At 55.9% G+C, this 16,059-nt stretch carries 17 protein-coding genes; 2 read left to right on the forward strand and 15 right to left on the reverse strand.

Features of this window, described 5'->3' with window-relative positions; all coding sequences use genetic code 11:
- Positions 1-149: 149 nt before the first annotated feature.
- The 9 genes from GJQ55_RS11725 to GJQ55_RS11765 form a co-directional block, all read right to left on the reverse strand.
- Complete coding sequence (locus tag GJQ55_RS11725) at positions 150-680, reverse strand: GNAT family N-acetyltransferase (protein ID WP_228345148.1); 531 nt, start codon at positions 678-680, stop codon at positions 150-152.
- Positions 680-1,291, reverse strand: coding sequence for a GNAT family N-acetyltransferase (locus GJQ55_RS11730; protein ID WP_228345149.1), 612 nt, complete (start codon positions 1,289-1,291; stop codon positions 680-682). The genes GJQ55_RS11725 and GJQ55_RS11730 overlap by 1 nt, the downstream gene beginning before the upstream one ends.
- Before the next feature lie 53 nt (positions 1,292-1,344).
- Entirely contained in the window at positions 1,345-2,733 is a 1,389-nt protein-coding gene (gene dnaB, locus GJQ55_RS11735; RefSeq protein WP_228345150.1) for a replicative DNA helicase, read from the reverse strand.
- 120 nt (positions 2,734-2,853) lie between these two features.
- Positions 2,854-3,300 carry a 50S ribosomal protein L9 gene (gene rplI, locus GJQ55_RS11740; RefSeq protein ID WP_228345151.1) on the reverse strand — a complete coding sequence of 149 codons (447 nt, stop codon included), beginning with the start codon at positions 3,298-3,300 and terminating at the stop codon, positions 2,854-2,856.
- 27 nt (positions 3,301-3,327) lie between these two features.
- Positions 3,328-4,185: a YybS family protein gene (locus tag GJQ55_RS11745; protein ID WP_228345152.1), complete on the reverse strand. Its 858-nt coding sequence runs from the start codon at positions 4,183-4,185 to the stop codon at positions 3,328-3,330.
- Positions 4,186-4,332: 147 nt separating this feature from the next.
- Complete coding sequence (gene rpsR / locus GJQ55_RS11750; RefSeq protein WP_228345153.1) at positions 4,333-4,563, reverse strand: 30S ribosomal protein S18; 231 nt, start codon at positions 4,561-4,563, stop codon at positions 4,333-4,335.
- A 13-nt stretch (positions 4,564-4,576) separates the two neighbouring features.
- Entirely contained in the window at positions 4,577-5,002 is a 426-nt protein-coding gene (gene rpsF, locus GJQ55_RS11755) for a 30S ribosomal protein S6 (protein ID WP_228345154.1), read from the reverse strand.
- 147 nt (positions 5,003-5,149) lie between these two features.
- Positions 5,150-5,590 (reverse strand): YeeE/YedE family protein, encoded by a 441-nt coding sequence (locus tag GJQ55_RS11760; RefSeq protein ID WP_228345155.1) that lies wholly within the window; start codon positions 5,588-5,590, stop codon positions 5,150-5,152.
- A complete protein-coding gene (locus GJQ55_RS11765; protein ID WP_228345156.1) occupies positions 5,587-5,997 on the reverse strand; it encodes a YeeE/YedE family protein in 411 nt (136 codons plus the stop codon). Before GJQ55_RS11765 ends, GJQ55_RS11760 begins: the two co-directional genes overlap by 4 nt.
- Before the next feature lie 143 nt (positions 5,998-6,140).
- Between GJQ55_RS11765 and GJQ55_RS11770 the strand changes: the two genes are divergently transcribed.
- Positions 6,141-7,505, forward strand: coding sequence for a leucyl aminopeptidase family protein (locus tag GJQ55_RS11770; RefSeq protein ID WP_228345157.1), 1,365 nt, complete (start codon positions 6,141-6,143; stop codon positions 7,503-7,505).
- Positions 7,506-7,543: 38 nt separating this feature from the next.
- Here the strand turns inward: GJQ55_RS11770 and GJQ55_RS11775 are convergent, their stop codons facing one another.
- The 3 genes from GJQ55_RS11775 to GJQ55_RS11785 form a co-directional block, all read right to left on the reverse strand.
- Positions 7,544-8,203, reverse strand: a complete 660-nt coding sequence (locus GJQ55_RS11775; RefSeq protein WP_228345158.1) for a carbonic anhydrase — start codon at positions 8,201-8,203, stop codon at positions 7,544-7,546.
- 123 nt (positions 8,204-8,326) lie between these two features.
- Positions 8,327-10,117, reverse strand: a complete 1,791-nt coding sequence (gene oadA, locus GJQ55_RS11780) for a sodium-extruding oxaloacetate decarboxylase subunit alpha (RefSeq protein WP_228345159.1) — start codon at positions 10,115-10,117, stop codon at positions 8,327-8,329.
- Between the two features lie 11 nt (positions 10,118-10,128).
- A complete protein-coding gene (locus tag GJQ55_RS11785) occupies positions 10,129-11,544 on the reverse strand; it encodes an acetyl-CoA carboxylase biotin carboxylase subunit (RefSeq protein WP_228345160.1) in 1,416 nt (471 codons plus the stop codon).
- A 133-nt stretch (positions 11,545-11,677) separates the two neighbouring features.
- On the opposite strand from GJQ55_RS11785, the gene GJQ55_RS11790 reads away from it, so the two are divergent.
- The gene (locus GJQ55_RS11790; protein ID WP_228345161.1) at positions 11,678-12,631 is read left to right on the forward strand and encodes a LysR family transcriptional regulator; all 954 of its coding nucleotides are present in this window, start codon (positions 11,678-11,680) and stop codon (positions 12,629-12,631) included.
- Between the two features lie 156 nt (positions 12,632-12,787).
- Here GJQ55_RS11790 and ahpF read toward each other — a convergent pair whose 3' ends face one another.
- From ahpF to rlmB, 3 genes are all read right to left on the reverse strand, one after another.
- Positions 12,788-14,341 (reverse strand): alkyl hydroperoxide reductase subunit F, encoded by a 1,554-nt coding sequence (gene ahpF, locus GJQ55_RS11795; protein ID WP_228345162.1) that lies wholly within the window; start codon positions 14,339-14,341, stop codon positions 12,788-12,790.
- Between the two features lie 205 nt (positions 14,342-14,546).
- Positions 14,547-15,104 carry an alkyl hydroperoxide reductase subunit C gene (ahpC, locus tag GJQ55_RS11800; RefSeq protein ID WP_228345163.1) on the reverse strand — a complete coding sequence of 186 codons (558 nt, stop codon included), beginning with the start codon at positions 15,102-15,104 and terminating at the stop codon, positions 14,547-14,549.
- Between the two features lie 194 nt (positions 15,105-15,298).
- Positions 15,299-16,039 carry a 23S rRNA (guanosine(2251)-2'-O)-methyltransferase RlmB gene (rlmB, locus tag GJQ55_RS11805; RefSeq protein ID WP_228345164.1) on the reverse strand — a complete coding sequence of 247 codons (741 nt, stop codon included), beginning with the start codon at positions 16,037-16,039 and terminating at the stop codon, positions 15,299-15,301.
- Positions 16,040-16,059 lie beyond the last annotated feature (20 nt).

Here is a 16,059-nt window from a genome sequence, read left to right on the forward strand (position 1 = left end):
AACAAGCTGATCATGCGGCTATTTTGAGGAACTGTTAGCAGACCGTATGCCGCAGGGAAGCGGCATTCGAGCGTCCACGGAAGGATTCACAGCGAGTCTGCTAACAGTCCCTCAAACGTAGACGCAGAACCTGAATAGTCGATCAACTTTCAGCGACGATCCGTCGCCAGAAAACTCCACAATTCCAGATCAACACTGCGGCCTTCAAATTCCAGTTGCGCCGGCAGGCACCCCTCGCGCTGAAAGCCCAAAGCCTGTAAGCGCTGCTGCTGTAACTCATGGCCCGCTTCCAGCCGCATTTCGATGCGGTGCAAACCCAGTTCGGTAAAGGCGTAATTCAACACCGCCGGCACGATCTGCTGCAGGTCGGCCAGGCTGACGCTGGCCGGGAATTCCCACTGTAAGCGGGCGCAGCGCTGCAGCCAGTTAATATTCTGAATACCGATGCGGCCGATTAACTCACCGGCATTATTTTCCACCAGCCAGAATGCCGCTTCGCGGGTTTCAAAGCGCATCGCCACGCGGCGCAGTTCATCCAGAGCCTGTGCCGCTACGGTTAACGGCAGGCGCGGAATATGCGCGGCAACTTCGGCATCGTTCAGCAGCACAAAGAGTGCCTCATTATCCTGTTCGGTCACCGGTAAACGTAAGGAAAAACCGCCCGCAGTAAAATTCCACATCAGGCATTACCTCCGTTACCACTGAATGATTTGTCCAGGTTCTGACCCGGGTTATCCTGCTCCCCCAGACGCCCGGCTTTGGGTTTTTCTTCGGCGCGCAGTAAATGGTATTGCTGCACATCGGCAAAGCCGTCGTTACCGACGCGCCAGCCATCACGCAACGTGGCGCACAGGCTGAAACCCATGCTTGCCAGCATGCTGGTAATGGCCGGGTTCTGACCCTGAATCCACTGATAACCGAAATTGCGCAGGTGATATTTCTGCGCCAGAAAATCCATGCACACCTGCAAGGCGGCCTGCCGCTGTTCAATGTTCAGCGCCGGTAAACCATCGACGCGCATCATCACGCGCAGTTGTGACGGCTGCCAGTCAAACGCGCTGACCATACCAACCACCGCGCCGTCGACTTCCAGCAACCACATCATGCCGCGCTGGGTGGCGGCCATCTGCACGCTGTAATCGACCAGCCGGCTCATTGCTTCGCTGTTATCGGGAATGCTCTGGCCGGGTAATTCCGGCTGCTGATACAACGCCAGCAGGGCGTCGGCATCGTCATAGTCCAGCGGCCGCACACGGCCACCGTTAAACGCTAACTCAGGGGTAAATTTCATACTATTTCCTGCTCACAGCAACCGCACCGGCGATCCGCCGGGCGGTTCAGACATCAGTATTCGTCGTCGCCGCCTTCATAGCCGCGCGCCAGATTTTCAAACCGGGTGTATTTACCGATAAACGCCAGCCGGTCAATACCGATGGGGCCGTTACGGTGTTTACCGGTAATAATTTCCGCCACGCCTTTATCGGGGGAGTCTTCGTTATACACTTCGTCGCGGTAAATAAACTGAATAATATCGGCGTCCTGCTCGATGGCACCGGATTCCCGCAGGTCAGACATCACCGGGCGTTTATTCGGCCGTTGCTCCAGCGAGCGGTTGAGCTGCGACAGGGCAATCATCGGACAATTAAATTCTTTGGCGATGGCTTTCAGGGTACGGGAAATTTCCGAAATTTCCTGGGTACGGCCTTCGCTTTTGCCGGATACCCGCATTAATTGCAGGTAGTCGACCATGATCATGGCCAGATCATTATTATTTTCACGATACACCTTACGCGCCCGGGCGCGCATTTCCTGCGGCGTTAAGGCCGGCGTATCGTCAATGTACAGCGGCAGGTCTTTTAATAAATTTACCGCGGCGGATAATTTCGGCCAGTCTTCATCAATTAATTTGCCGGAACGGATACGGGTCTGGTCGATCTTGCCAATCGACGACAGCATACGCATCACGATGGATTCCGACGGCATTTCCATACTGAACACCAGGCACGGGCGTTTGGTCGCCAGCAGCGCATTTTCCACCAGATTCATGGAATAAGTGGTTTTACCCATGGAGGGACGCGCCGCCACAATCACCAGGTCGGCTTTTTGCAGGCCCGAGGTGCGGGCGTCAATTTCGGTAAAGCCGGTGGTTAAACCCGTTAAGCCATCGGGTTGCTCAAACATCCGCTCAAGGGTTTCGAGGGTGTTTTTCAGAATCGGCCCTACCGCCTGCGGGCCGCCGTCTTTGCGGCTGCCTTCAGCGATCAGGGCAATGGCTTTTTCAGCATCGGAAATCAGCGTCAGCGAGCTTTCGCCTTCAGTTTCGTAGGCGCGCTGCATAATGTCGGTGGCGGCTTCAATCAGGCGCCGCTGCTGCGACCGTTCGCGCACGATTTCGGCGTACGCCGCGCAGTTATCAATGGACGGAGTCATGTCCACCAGCCGGCTTAAATATCCAGGCCCGCCGGCTTTTTCCAGTTGCGCGCGTTCTTCCAGCTCTTCGGAAACGGTCACCACATCGATGGGCTGTTCCTGCGCCACCAGATGCTGAATGGCACGGAAAATCAGCCGGTGATCATGGCGGTAAAAATCATTGTCCTGCAGGGTTTCGGCCACCGTTTCCCAGGCGCGTTCGTCCAGCATCAGCGAACCCAGTACCGACTGTTCGGCTTCCACCGAATGCGGTGGCGTACGCTGACTGGCGGTCTGTTGATCGGAGTTGTAATCGTCGCTCATGCTGTTATTCCAGACGTTTTCAGAAACGGAACCAATAAAAAAGGCACTATCAGCGGGTGGCTAATAGTGCCTTATTCTGCCAGTGGCTGCCAGTCGGCGGCCACCCCGCAGCAACCGTTATTACTCGGCTACAACGTGCAGTTTCAGTACAGCGTTCACTTCCGGGTGCAGGTGAATAGCGATATCGAATTCACCCAGCGCGCGGATCGGGCCTTCCGGCAGACGTACTTCAGCTTTGGTCACTTCAACACCAGCCTGGCTTACCAGGTCAGCGATGTCGCGGTTGCCCAGAGAACCGAACAGTTTGCCTTCGTCACCGGCTTTAACGGCAACAGACACTTCGATTTCTTCGATCTTGGCAGCGCGGGCCTGAGCGTCGGCCAGCTTGGCAGCAGACTGAGCTTCCAGTTCGGCACGACGGGTTTCGAACTGTTCTACGTTGATTTTGGTAGCCGGTACAGCTTTGCCCTGCGGGAACAGGAAGTTACGCGCATAGCCCGGACGTACATTAACGGTATCGCCCAGTGCACCCAGGTTGGCTACTTTTTCTAACAGAATGATTTTCATAATAAATTCCTCATTACAGGGTCACGGTTACTCACCGGCCGTGTCTTTTAGTCGCGCGCGGAGGTTTAAACCACTGTCCAGCAGCGCTACGAAAATTAGTAATGTGTACATGTAAGGTCCGAACAGGAACAGTGCCAGATAAACCGACAAAATCCACGCCGAACTGGCGTTTGTGGTGGTCACAACACCATGGAACAGCGCCATCCCAGCCAGCATCAGCGGCACCGTAAAAACGGGCATGAGTCCGGCCAGTTCCGGTGACAGTTGCCCCGCCAGCAGCATCATTGCCACCGCCGGTACACTGTAAGCCAGAGGCAAGCGCAGCTGTTTAAACTCGGTGCCGAAGCCGCCGGGGTTATACAGTTCACTTTGCCAGTAGCGTCCCAGTAACAGACACAACATAAAAACCAGCGTATGCAGAGCGGCCAGCACTCCACTGATCATCGGGGCAACCAAGGGCTGAATCTGCGCCAGTAATTCTGGCTGCGCGCTCAGCGCTTCGGCAATCATCTGCTCACTGCTTTGTATGACCTGAGGCAGAACCTCAGACAACCACAACGGCAACAGAAAATACGCCACTATCCCGGGGATCACCGCCAGCATCACCACCTGATCAAGGCGGATCGTCTGACGCAACATTACCGCTAGGGCGCTGGTGCCCACAGCAATAATCAGTGGCGTGGGGTCGCCCATGGCGAACCAGGCAATTGCCGGAAGCAATGCCCATAACACCACGGAACTTCCTTCACGCCAGCCCTGACGCAAAATCACCAGTGCCAACAATGCTGCTCCGATCCAGAACAGCAACGGCAAGGCTAAACACAAACCCGCCGCGACAGTTGCCTGCCAGCGGCCGGACATGGCCCATTGCGCCAGTGCTTTCATACTTTACTACCTGATGCAGAACCGGGCGTTATTGAGGCAGGTCCGGCGAGGCAAAAGCTTTCGAGTAAGCGGAGTGTATAAACATACATGAGCATTACGAGAAAGCTTTTAACAAGGCCGGGACAACGCAAATAGCCCGGAACCCACTCAGTTGTCGTGCTGATCAGTGTACGGCAGCAGAGCAATATAGCGCGCACGCTTGATTGCAGTAGACAGCTGACGCTGATACTTCGCACGGGTACCAGTGATACGGCTCGGAACGATCTTGCCGGTTTCAGTGATGTAACCTTTCAGAGTGTCCAGATCTTTGTAGTCGATCTCTTTAACGTTCTCTGCAGTGAAACGGCAGAACTTACGACGACGGAAAAAACGTGCCATGACTTAAATCCCCTTACTCAGCGTTTTCTTCAGAATCGGTTTCGTCGGCATCATCGGCCTCGTCAGTTGCTTCTTCAGTTTCAGCAACAACGCGGGTATCACGACGACGGTCTTCACGGCCTTCAGCGGCTTTGATCGGAGAGATATCAGTAACAGCTTCTTCACGACGGATCACCATGTTACGCAGAATGGCATCGTTGTAACGGAAGTTGGTGGTCAGTTCGTCCAGAGCAGCCTGCGAACATTCTGCGTTCATCAGAATGTAGTGGGCTTTGTGTACATCGTTGATCGGGTAAGCCAGGTGACGGCGGCCCCAGTCTTCGAAACGGTGGATTTTACCGCCGTCGGCTTCGATAGCATTGGTGTAACGCTCAACCATTGCCGGTACTTGTTCGCTTTGATCTGGGTGAACCAGAAAAACGATTTCATAGTGACGCATTGTCAGCTCCTTGTGGGTTATCAGCCTTCCGGCCCATCCGGTAAGGCAAGGAGTCCGTTTTTCACTGGTTGCACAAGGCAACCAGCCAACCTACGGATAAAAGGACCGCGGATTCTAGCAGAACGGCAACACCGGCGCCAGACTCCTTCAGGCCTTATGTTTTATCGGTCCAACCAGCCAGTGTGCCAGCCGGTTACCCAGCAATAACGCCGCCACAAACTGCAGCACATCGCTGTTGAGGGTAAAAATATTCACCAGCGCCGGACCCGGGCATAAGCCCACCAGCCCCCAGCCCACGCCAAACAGTATGGCGCCACTGAGCAGGCGGGCATCAATGCGGGTGAGGGTCGGCTCGTGGAATACCGATGCACAAACCGGGGCGCTGCGCTTACGCCCCAGCCAGAACGCCAGCGCAAAGACCGTCACAGCTGAGCCCATTACGGCGATCAGGGCCGGTTCCCAGGCACCAAACACATCCAGAAACGCCCGCACCTTGGCCGGGTTATTCATGCCCGACACCAGCAATCCCAGTCCAAAAATCAGACCACTGGCCAATGCCACCAGCGGTGCTAAACGCTGCCGGTTCATACCTGCACCCCCAGCTGATTCATCATGGCCACCGTAACAACGCCAGCCACCATAAAGGTGACGGTGGCAACGGTTGAGCGCACCGACAACCGGCCCATGCCGCACACGCCGTGGCCACTGGTGCAGCCATTACCAATATAGGTACCAAAGCCCACCAGCAAACCCGCTGCCGCCAGCAGGCCTTTATGATCGGTGATCACCACCGGTGCTTCGCCACCCAGCAGCCGGAACAGTGGGTAAGCCAGCAGCAACCCGGCCAGAAACCACAGCGCCCAGCGCCGCTGCGGCTGCCAGCTCTGAAACACACTGGATAACACCCCGGTCATGCCGCTGATGCGGCCAATACCCAACCATAACAGAGCAGCGGCCAGGCCAATGAGCGTGCCGCCAGCTAGTTCGTACATCATAAGGATACCCATGCAAAACAGTCAGGCATTCTACCCTGCCGGACGGTAACCATGAAGGCAGATGTATTTTCCACAAGCCGGCCTGTATCCAGCCGCCAACGGAGGACTATACTTTGCCCTATTCACACAGCCCCGGAGTTCACATGTCTGTTTTAGCCGCCGGCCGGCAGGGCACCCCCCTGCTTATTCTTGAATCTGCTCTTTACAACGCCTGGCTGGAACAGCAGCCAGCCAGCACCCGCAACTGGCTGCAAGCCTGTGGCTTCAGCGGTAAGGGCCTGCAATTGCTGCCGGCGGCCGATGGTCAGCTGCAGCAGGGGCTGTTTGTTTGTGACTCCCTGGATGATGAGTTTGCCTGTGGCGACTTGCCGGCGGCGCTGCCGGCCGGTGATTACTGGCTGGAAAATATTGATGACCCGGCACAGATGAAACGCATCGCCTTTGCCTGGGGGGTTGGCTGTTATCGTTTTGACCGGTACCGCAGCAACGATAAGCCGTTACCCTGCCTGTATATCAGCGATGGGGATGCCCTGCGCGAAGCGCAGCATCTGGTGATTGCCACCCGCTGGGTACGCGACCTGGTGAATACCCCGGCCGCCGATATGATGCCCGAGCATCTGGCAGCCGCCGCAGAAACCATTGCCGCGGAATTTGGCGCACATTTGCGCCAGGTGATCGGTGACGATCTGCTGACTCACAACTTCCCAATGATTCATGCGGTTGGCCGGGCCAGCGCTTCAGCGCCCCGCCTGATTGATTTCAGCTGGGGCGATCCCAGCCTGCCGAAAATCACCCTGGTCGGCAAAGGCGTCTGTTTTGACAGCGGCGGTCTGGATATCAAACCCGCCGACGCCATGCGCACCATGAAAAAAGACATGGGCGGTGCCGCTCATGTGCTGGGCCTGGCCTATCTGATTATGGCGGAGCGTTTACCGGTGCGCTTACGGGTACTGATTCCAGCAGTGGAAAACGCCATCAGTGGCAACAGCTTCCGCCCTGGCGATGTACTGAAAACCCGCAAAGGTTCAACCGTGGAAATTGACAACACCGATGCCGAAGGCCGGCTGGTGCTGTGCGATGCCTTAACCGAAGCGGTGGGCGAACAACCGGAGCTGGTGATTGATTTTGCGACCTTAACCGGCGCCTGCCGCGTGGCCCTGGGCACTGAATTACCCGGTTTCTTTACCAACCAGTGGCAACTGGCGTCAGACCTGATGCAGACCGGCCAGAGTGTGTCAGACCCGGTCTGGCACCTGCCGCTGCACGAACCTTACCGTGACAGTCTGAAAAGCGACATTGCCGATCTGGTGAATTCGGTACCCGGCCCGTTTGGCGGTGCCATTACCGCCGCGCTGTATCTGGAGCACTTTGTCGACAACGTACCCTGGGTACATTTCGATGTAATGGCCTGGAACCGGCGCAAGTTACCTGGCCGGCCGTTAGGTGGGGAAGCCATGGGAATACGGGCGGTATTTGCGTATTTGCAGAACCGTTACCAGAACGTCTGAGGGAATCCGCGGCAGCCACCGGCTGCCGCTTCTGGCGGTTACAGCGCGGCAATAACGCTGGCGTAATGCTCAGAAAAATCGCTGAAGTGGTCATCATTATGGCCACAGCAACGGATGGTGCCGGACTTGATGTCATACACCCAGCCATGAATCTGCACTTTGTGTGTGGCCAGTTTGGCCGCTACCACCGGGTGCGTACGCAGATGCTGCACCTGCTGCAGTACGTTTTCTTCAATCGCTTCGTTCAGATGCTGATGCGGCAGGCACTGATCAAACGGAATGTTGTTACGCTCACGCACAATCTCCATGGCCGAACGGCAGTGACTGAGCCACTCGGTTACGTGCGGCAGGGCCTTCAGCTTGCTTAAGTCCAGCGCGCCTTTAATGGCACCACAATCGGTATGGCCACAGACGATAATGTGCTTCACCCCCAGCACGGCGACGGCGTATTCAATGGAGGCGGTCATACCGCCAGTTTCGTTACTGTGGGGGGGAATAATATTGCCGGCATTGCGGCAGATAAACAGATCACCGGGATTGGAACCGGTGAGCATATTCGGGTCAATGCGCGAATCGGAGCAGGTAATAAATAATACATCCGGGTTTTGTCCCTGATCCGCCAGACTGGCAAACAGATCTTTGCGCTCCGGATAAATATTGCGCTTAAAATTCAGCACACCACGAATAATCTGTTCCACGCCTCACCTCCAATCAACAAGGCTACAAGAATAAGGAGTTCTGCTGTGGAACAGAACCCGTTTTTTGCTTTCCTGCTGTGCCGGACGGGCAAGAATCCGCCCGCCACACGCAGCGGTTCACCATCAGACGATTTCGATCAGCACTTCTCCCGGTGTGACCCGGTCGCCTTTCGATACATGCACGGCTGTTACAGTGCCGGCAATATTGGCGTGCACTTCGGTTTCCATTTTCATGGCTTCGGCCACCAGCACCGCCTGCCCGGCATTAACGGTGTCACCCACCGCCACCAGCACCTCGACAATATTGCCCGGCATGGCAATGCTGACATGGCCGGGTTCACTGGCCTGCCGCCGCGCTTGTTTACCGGACGCCACATAATCGTTCAGCGGCTCAAAGGTAATTTCTTCCGGCACGCCATCCAGCGACAAGTAAAGTTTGCGTTTACCGGAGGCGGCATCACCAGCGCCGGTAATCGCCACTTCATAGGTTTCGCCATGCACATCAATACGGAATTCGGTGGCCACCCCGATGCGGTCTTTTTTCTGTTCCGGCGGCTCCAGCGATTCCGGCTGCAAGGTGCCGGCGGCCCGCTGCTGCAGGAAATCGCGGCCCAGATCGGGGAACATGGCGTAAGTGAGCACATCTTCTTCGCTCTGCGCCAGTGTGCCGATGTCGGCGCGCAATTTTTCCAGCTCCGGCGCCAGCAAATCGGCTGGCCGACCCTCAATCACGATTTCACTGCCAATGGCCTTTTTCTGCAACGACGCATTAACCGGCGCCGGTGCGGCACCATAGCCGCCCTGCAGATAGCGTTTTACTTCGTTGGTAATGGTTTTATAGCGTTCGCCGGCCAGTACGTTATACACCGCCTGAGTGCCGACAATCTGTGACGTGGGCGTTACCAGCGGAGGATACCCCAGGTCGGCACGCACCCGTGGAATTTCGGCAAATACCGCACGGATTTTATCCAGCGCGTTCTGTTCTTTCAGCTGATTGGCCAGGTTCGACATCATGCCGCCCGGTACCTGATTGATCTGCACCGACACATCTTCGCGGGTGAATTCACTTTCAAACTGGTGATATTTTTTCCGCACCTCGCGGAAGTAATCAGCAATTTCGCCCAGTAATTCCAGATCCAGTCCGGTATCAAATCCGGTACCTTTCAGCGCCGCTACCTGCGATTCCGTGGCCGGATGGCTGGTACCCGAAGCAAAGGCGGAAATGGCGGTATCAATACGATCGGCACCGGCTTCAATTGCCTTCAGCTGACACAGCGGCGCCAGGCCGGCGGTGGAGTGACTGTGCACCACCACCGGTACGTTTAATTCTGCCTTTAACGCCTTCACCAGATCGTAGGTGGCGTACGGGGTGAGCAGGCCCGCCATATCTTTAATAGCGATGGAGTCTGCGCCCATGTCTTTCATCACGTGCGCCTGTTTTACAAAGGCTTCCGGCGTATGCACCGGCGAGGTGGTGTAACAGATGGTGCCCTGTGCGTGTTTGCCGGCTTTTTTTACCGCTTTCATAGCGGTTTCCAGATTACGCACATCGTTCAATGCATCAAAAATACGGAATACATCAATGCCGTTATCGGCGGCTTTTTCCACAAAAGCTTCCACCACATCGTCGGCGTAATGACGATAGCCGAGCAGGTTCTGGCCCCGCAGCAACATCTGCAAACGGGTATTGGGCAGCGCTTGTTTCAGTTGGCGCAGACGCTGCCAGGGGTCTTCTTTCAGAAACCGCACACAGGCATCAAAGGTGGCGCCGCCCCAGACTTCCAGCGACCAATAGCCGACCTGATCCAGCTTACTGCAGATCGGCAACATATCTTCCGTACGCAGGCGGGTGGCAATCAGCGACTGGTGGGCATCACGCAGTACAACATCGGTAATTTCGATTTTTTTAGCCATGATTTTTCCTCTTACCAGCCGGCATGGGCAGCAATAGCAGCCGCCACGGCCAGGGCAATTTCACTGGGGTGCTTTTTATCGGAGTACTGCAATAATTCCGGATGCTCCGGCACAAAGCCGGTATGGAAATGACCGCGATTAAAATCCGGATGCTGCAGAATCTGCTGGTAATAACTGGCGGTGGTTTTAATGCCGTGCAGACGCATATCGGCCAGTGCCCGTTGCCCGCGGGCAATGACTTCGTCCCAGGTTAAGGCCCACACCACCAGTTTCAGACACATAGAGTCGTAATACGGCGGAATTTCATAGCCGGTATAAATGGCGGTATCGACGCGCACCCCGGGGCCACCGGGTGCGTAATAGTGAGTAATACGGCCAAAGCTGGGCAGAAAATCATTTTTCGGATCTTCGGCATTAATGCGGAATTGCAGCGCAAATCCCCGGTACTGAATATCTTCCTGGCGGTAACTGAGCGGTAAGCCGGCGGCGATGCGTAATTGTTCACGCACGATATCCACCCCGGTAATCTGTTCGGTAATGGTGTGTTCGACCTGCACGCGGGTATTCATTTCCATGAAATACACTTCATTGCCCGACAGCAGAAATTCCACCGTACCGGCATTTTCATAGCCGACGGCGGCCGCCGCCTTTACCGCTAAGCCGCCAATATAATTACGCTGTTCCGGCGTTAATTGCGGGCTGGGGGCAATTTCAATTAACTTCTGATTGCGCCGCTGAATGGAGCAATCGCGCTCGAATAAATGCACCACATGGCCGTGCGAGTCGGCCAGAATCTGCACTTCAATATGGCGCGGATTAACGATGCACTTTTCCAGAAACACATCGGCCGAGCCAAAGGCTTTGGTGGCTTCGGAAATCACCCGCGGGTACTGCATTTTCAGCTCATCCGCCGAATCACAGCGGCGAATACCGCGACCGCCGCCACCGGACGTGGCTTTCAGCATCACCGGATAACCAATACTGGCGGCCAGCTGCAGCGCTTCTTCCAGATCCGCCAGGTTACCCTCCGAGCCCGGAGTCACCGGCACGCCGGCGGCGCGCATGGCATCGCGGGCCTGGGTTTTATCGCCCATTTTATGAATTACATCAGAACGCGGCCCTACGAAGATAATCCCGTGTTCTTCACACAGGCGGGCAAATTGCGCATTTTCAGATAAAAAACCATAGCCGGGATGAATGGCATCACAGCCGGTTTCCAGCGCCAGATTCACCAGCCGCTGCGGGTCCAGATATCCGGCCAACGGATTCTCGCCCAGTGAGTACGCCTCATCGGCACGCTTAACGTGCAAGGCATAGCGGTCGGGCTCGGTATAAATCGCCACCGAGCGGATGCCCATTTCCGCACAGGCCCGCACGATGCGCACCGCAATTTCACCGCGGTTGGCGATGAGTAGTTTCTTCAGCATACAGACTCCTTGGCCAGTGACCGGGTTGTCTTCTGGTTGAAAATCAGACTACAGATAGGCATTGAAAACTAAAAATTGAAATTTTTTGCTTTCTGCATAAGGTATCACTTATAGATACCCACCCGGACTGCCCATGCCACTCAGCATCCAACGCCTCGCCACCCGCCTGACCTTCCGCCAACTGCAGGTATTTCTGGCGGTGTATGAACAACAGGGCTACAGCAAAGCCGGTGATTTGCTGGGCCTGACCCAGCCGGCGGTCAGCAGCCAGATGCGTCAGCTGGAGGACGCACTGGGGCAACCCTTATTTGAATACGTCGGCCGCAAGCTCTATTGCACCCCGGCCGGTGAAACACTGGCACTCAGCGTCAGCCGGATTTTTGATGAAATGCGCCGCCTGCAAACCGACCTCGCCGCGCTGGATGGCAAAGTGGCCGGTGAATTGCGGATTGTGGCGGTGAATACCGCCCAATATGTGGTGCCTTATTTATTGCGGGCGTTTCTGGATTTGCATCCCGATGTGCAGGTGACGGTACGGGTGGTGAATCGCGCCAACGCCATTCAGCGCCTGAACGATAACAGTGATGACCTGGTGATTATGGGCATGGTGCCGGTGGACAAACCGCTGGCCTCACTGCCGTTCCTGGATAATGAACTGGTGGCCGTGGTACCGGCCGGGCATCCTTTGCTGCAGCTTCAACAACCTGCCCTGCCGGATTTTCTGCAGGCCGGCTTACTAACACGGGAACCCGGTTCCGGCAGCCGCCTGGCCCTGGAACTGCATTGCCAGCAACAACGCCTGGACCTGAAAGCGATTATGCAGCTGGGCTCGAATGATGCGGTAAAACACGCGGTACTGGCCGGGCTGGGCGTGGCGGTATTACCGAAACTCAGCATTCTGCCGGAACTGCAGCTGGGCAGCTTACAGACGCTGGCTTTACCCGGCTTCCCGCTGCGCCGCAGCTGGTGCGTGGTGTACCCGCAAGGCAAACATCCCACACCCGCCATGCGCGCGTTTCTGGATTATGTGCAGCAGAACATCCGCCAGTTTGAGCAAATGTTCAGCCTCCCGCCGGTGACGGAATAAATACCTGGCCGGGATACCAGGAACGGGAAAAAGAAAGGCATCAGCACAGAAAAAAAATGAAAAAAGCCGGCCCGGGGACGTCATCACCACCGGGCCGGAAAGTTCCCAACTTATCGAGAGTCATCGAGGGTGCTGTTGGAAAGGGGATGATCCGCCTCAGCGGCGGATCAGGTAGTCGAAGGCACCGAGTGCAGCGGTAGCGCCCGAGCCCATGGAAATAATGATCTGCTTGTACGGTGTGTTGGTCACATCACCGGCGGCAAATACACCCGGCATGGACGTTGCGCCGTGCGCATCAATCACAATTTCACCACGGTCGGTTAATGCCAGCGTATCGCGCAGGAATTCGCTGTTCGGCACCAGACCGATCTGCACGAAAATACCGGCCAGTTCGATCACATGGGTTTCATCGGTGCGACGGTCTTTGTATTTAATGCCCACCACGCGCTCGCCATCGCCCAGTACTTCGGTGGTCATGGCCATTTTGATGATATTCACGTTCTGCAGCGATTCGGCTTTTTTCACCAGAACGACATCGGCGCGCAGCGTGTCGGAAAATTCCAGCACGGTGACATGCTCAACAATGCCCGCCAGGTCGATCGCGGCTTCGATACCGGAATTACCGCCACCGATTACCGCGACTTTTTTACCTTTAAACAGCGGACCATCGCAGTGCGGGCAGAAACATACGCCTTTGGCTTTGTATTCCTGCTCGCCCGGTACGTTCATTTCGCGCCAGCGCGCACCGGTTGCCAGAATCACAGATTTACTCGCCAATACCGCACCATTGGCCAATTCCACTTCGGTTAAACCGGCGTCGGTTTTGCGCAATGCCACGGCCTTCTGCGCTTTCATCACATCCACGTCGTATTCTTTAACGTGTTCTTCTAAATGTGCGACCAGCTTCGGGCCTTCGGTGTATTTCACCGAAATAAAGTTTTCAATGCCGACGGTATCGGACACCTGGCCACCGAAACGCTCGGCGACAATACCGGTGCGGATGCCTTTACGCGCTGCGTAAATCGCCGCTGACGCACCCGCCGGGCCACCGCCCACCACCAGCACATCAAACGGATCTTTACCGGCCAGCGCGGCGGCCGCTTTGGCATCGGCGTCGTCATCGACTTTATTAAGAATTTCCGCCAGCGTCATTTTGCCGTTGGCAAAGGGCTCGCCGTTCAGGAATACCGCGGGCACCGCCATAATGTTGCGGGCTTTCACTTCATCAGGGAAAACACCGCCATCAATCATGGTGGCTTTAATATTCGGATTCAGCGCCGCCATTAAATTCACAGCCTGGACGACATCCGGGCAGTTGTGGCACGACAGCGATACATAGACTTCAAAATTCAGCGCACGGGTCAGGGATTTCGCCTGCTCCTGCAGCGCTGCATCTTCTTTCGACGGATGACTACCCGCCTGCAACAGGGCCAATACCAGCGAGGTAAATTCGTGCCCCATCGGCACACCGGCGAAAGCGACACGGGCATCATTACCGGCTTTGGCAATGGTCATCACCGGACTACGACCATCAATCGCATCGCGGGTCGTAGTCAGAGAAATTTTGTCATTTAACTGGGCAATTTCCTGAGCCAGTTCTTCCAACTCTTTCGACTTGGGCGAATCGTTTACAGACACCTTCAGTTCAATCGGATTACGCAGATTGTTCAGGTAGGTGCCTAATTGTTGTTTCATATTTGCATCAAGCATGGGATTACCGTCCGATTGAATGATTTAAAACGCTGCCCCGCGGCCCGAAGCGGCCATGAGGCTGGCAGTGCAAGACGTTCTTTGGCAAAGCCTGCGGAATGGAGTGCGCGGCGCGGTTTAAGTGAGAGCCCAAGCCATACCACATGGTAGGCGCCGGGCCGAACGAAAACCGCAACAAAGCAATCCGTCCGCAGGGGCAGCCAAATCAGATTTTGCCGACCAGATCGAGAGAGGGGGCTAACGTCGCCTCACCTTCTTTCCACTTCGCCGGGCACACTTCACCCGGGTGAGAAGCCACATACTGAGCCGCTTTCACTTTGCGCATCAGGTCGTCGGCGTCGCGGCCAATACCTTCCGCGGTGATTTCCATAGCCTGAATCACACCCTGCGGGTCGATCAGGAAGGTCGCGCGGTCGGCCAGGCCCTGACCTTCACGCATCACACCAAAGTTGTTGGTGATGGTGCCGGTCTGGTCGCCCACCATGTAGTACTTAATCTTGCCGATGGTGTCAGAGCTGTCGTGCCAGGCTTTGTGGCAGAAGTGGGTGTCGGTCGACACAGAGAACACCTCTACGCCCAGTTTCTGCAGTTCTTCGTATTTGTCGGCCAGGTCACCCAGTTCGGTCGGGCACACGAAGGTGAAATCGGCCGGGTAGAAGAAGAATACGGACCACTTGCCCTTCACATCGGCTTCAGTGATGTCGACGAACTGGCCATCTTTGAATGCTGTGGCTTTGAACGGTTTGATTTCAGTGTTGATCATGGTCTCGCTCCATAGGTTTGTGTTGGGAACGAGAGTGATAATAGAGGATGGGGATTAATTAGTTAAATTGATCTTATTAAAGGGGAGTATAGGCGGAGGCTATTGAAAACCTGAATCGTTAAGGGTCAGGCGTTCAGGGTTCAGTGAGCACGGCTCTCTGATCAGCAGCACGCAGAACCCTCAACGCTTAACGCTCAACCGGCCCGTTGCCGTACCGCTTCAAACAAACAAATACCGGTGGCCACCGATACATTCACCGAGCTGACTTCGCCGGCCATAGGGATATTCACCAGGTAATCGCAGTGTTCGCGGGTTAAACGGCGCATACCGCTGCCTTCCGCGCCCATCACCAGCGCCATCGGGCCTTTCATATCCTGCTGATAAATGCTGTGTTCGGCTTCACCGGCGGTGCCGACAATCCAGATGCCGCGCTGCTGCAGGTCTTTCATGGTGCGGGCCAGGTTGGTTACCTGAATATAGGGCACGGCTTCGGCCGCACCACAGGCAACCTTGGCAGCGGTCGCATTCAGCGGCGCCGATTTGTCTTTCGGGGCAATCACCAGCTGCACGCCGGCGGCATCAGCGGTGCGCAGACAGGCACCCAGGTTATGCGGGTCGGTGACGCCGTCCAGAATCAGAATCAGCGGCGTACCGCTGATGGCATCGAGAATATCCGGCAGGTGTTTTTCGGTTTTGTGCTGCACCGGCTTGCGCCAGGCAATCACGCCCTGATGGTTACCTTCATCGGCTTTCTGGTTCATCAGGCCTTTGTCGGCCTCACGGACATCCAGCTGCTGCTCTTGCGCCAGTTCCAGCACCCGCTGCATACGGGCATCGTGGCGGCCCTGCATAATCCACAGTTCAATCACCTGTTCCGGGTTGCGCTGCAGTAAGGTGGTTACGGCGTGCAGGCCATAAACCGCTTCCAGTTTCATGTTGCTTAACCTTGTTACAG

This window comes from Venatoribacter cucullus (assembly GCF_016132445.1).
GTDB lineage: Bacteria > Pseudomonadota > Gammaproteobacteria > Pseudomonadales > Oceanobacteraceae > Venatoribacter > Venatoribacter cucullus.

What these genes read in the sequence shown, in the direction of transcription:
- dnaB (WP_228345150.1), bottom strand. Translation starts at nt 2,733, where the DNA reads ATGAGCGACGATTACAACTCCGATCAACAGACCGCCAGTCAGCGTACG.
- rlmB (WP_228345164.1), bottom strand. Translation starts at nt 16,039, where the DNA reads ATGAAACTGGAAGCGGTTTATGGCCTGCACGCCGTAACCACCTTACTG.
- rpsR (WP_228345153.1), bottom strand. Translation starts at nt 4,563, where the DNA reads ATGGCACGTTTTTTCCGTCGTCGTAAGTTCTGCCGTTTCACTGCAGAG.
- GJQ55_RS11770 (WP_228345157.1), top strand. Translation starts at nt 6,141, where the DNA reads ATGTCTGTTTTAGCCGCCGGCCGGCAGGGCACCCCCCTGCTTATTCTT.
- rplI (WP_228345151.1), bottom strand. Translation starts at nt 3,300, where the DNA reads ATGAAAATCATTCTGTTAGAAAAAGTAGCCAACCTGGGTGCACTGGGC.
- GJQ55_RS11730 (WP_228345149.1), bottom strand. Translation starts at nt 1,291, where the DNA reads ATGAAATTTACCCCTGAGTTAGCGTTTAACGGTGGCCGTGTGCGGCCG.
- GJQ55_RS11760 (WP_228345155.1), bottom strand. Translation starts at nt 5,590, where the DNA reads ATGAACCGGCAGCGTTTAGCACCGCTGGTGGCATTGGCCAGTGGTCTG.
- oadA (WP_228345159.1), bottom strand. Translation starts at nt 10,117, where the DNA reads ATGGCTAAAAAAATCGAAATTACCGATGTTGTACTGCGTGATGCCCAC.
- GJQ55_RS11790 (WP_228345161.1), top strand. Translation starts at nt 11,678, where the DNA reads ATGCCACTCAGCATCCAACGCCTCGCCACCCGCCTGACCTTCCGCCAA.
- ahpC (WP_228345163.1), bottom strand. Translation starts at nt 15,104, where the DNA reads ATGATCAACACTGAAATCAAACCGTTCAAAGCCACAGCATTCAAAGAT.
- GJQ55_RS11725 (WP_228345148.1), bottom strand. Translation starts at nt 680, where the DNA reads ATGTGGAATTTTACTGCGGGCGGTTTTTCCTTACGTTTACCGGTGACC.
- GJQ55_RS11745 (WP_228345152.1), bottom strand. Translation starts at nt 4,185, where the DNA reads ATGAAAGCACTGGCGCAATGGGCCATGTCCGGCCGCTGGCAGGCAACT.
- rpsF (WP_228345154.1), bottom strand. Translation starts at nt 5,002, where the DNA reads ATGCGTCACTATGAAATCGTTTTTCTGGTTCACCCAGATCAAAGCGAA.
- GJQ55_RS11765 (WP_228345156.1), bottom strand. Translation starts at nt 5,997, where the DNA reads ATGATGTACGAACTAGCTGGCGGCACGCTCATTGGCCTGGCCGCTGCT.
- ahpF (WP_228345162.1), bottom strand. Translation starts at nt 14,341, where the DNA reads ATGCTTGATGCAAATATGAAACAACAATTAGGCACCTACCTGAACAAT.
- GJQ55_RS11785 (WP_228345160.1), bottom strand. Translation starts at nt 11,544, where the DNA reads ATGCTGAAGAAACTACTCATCGCCAACCGCGGTGAAATTGCGGTGCGC.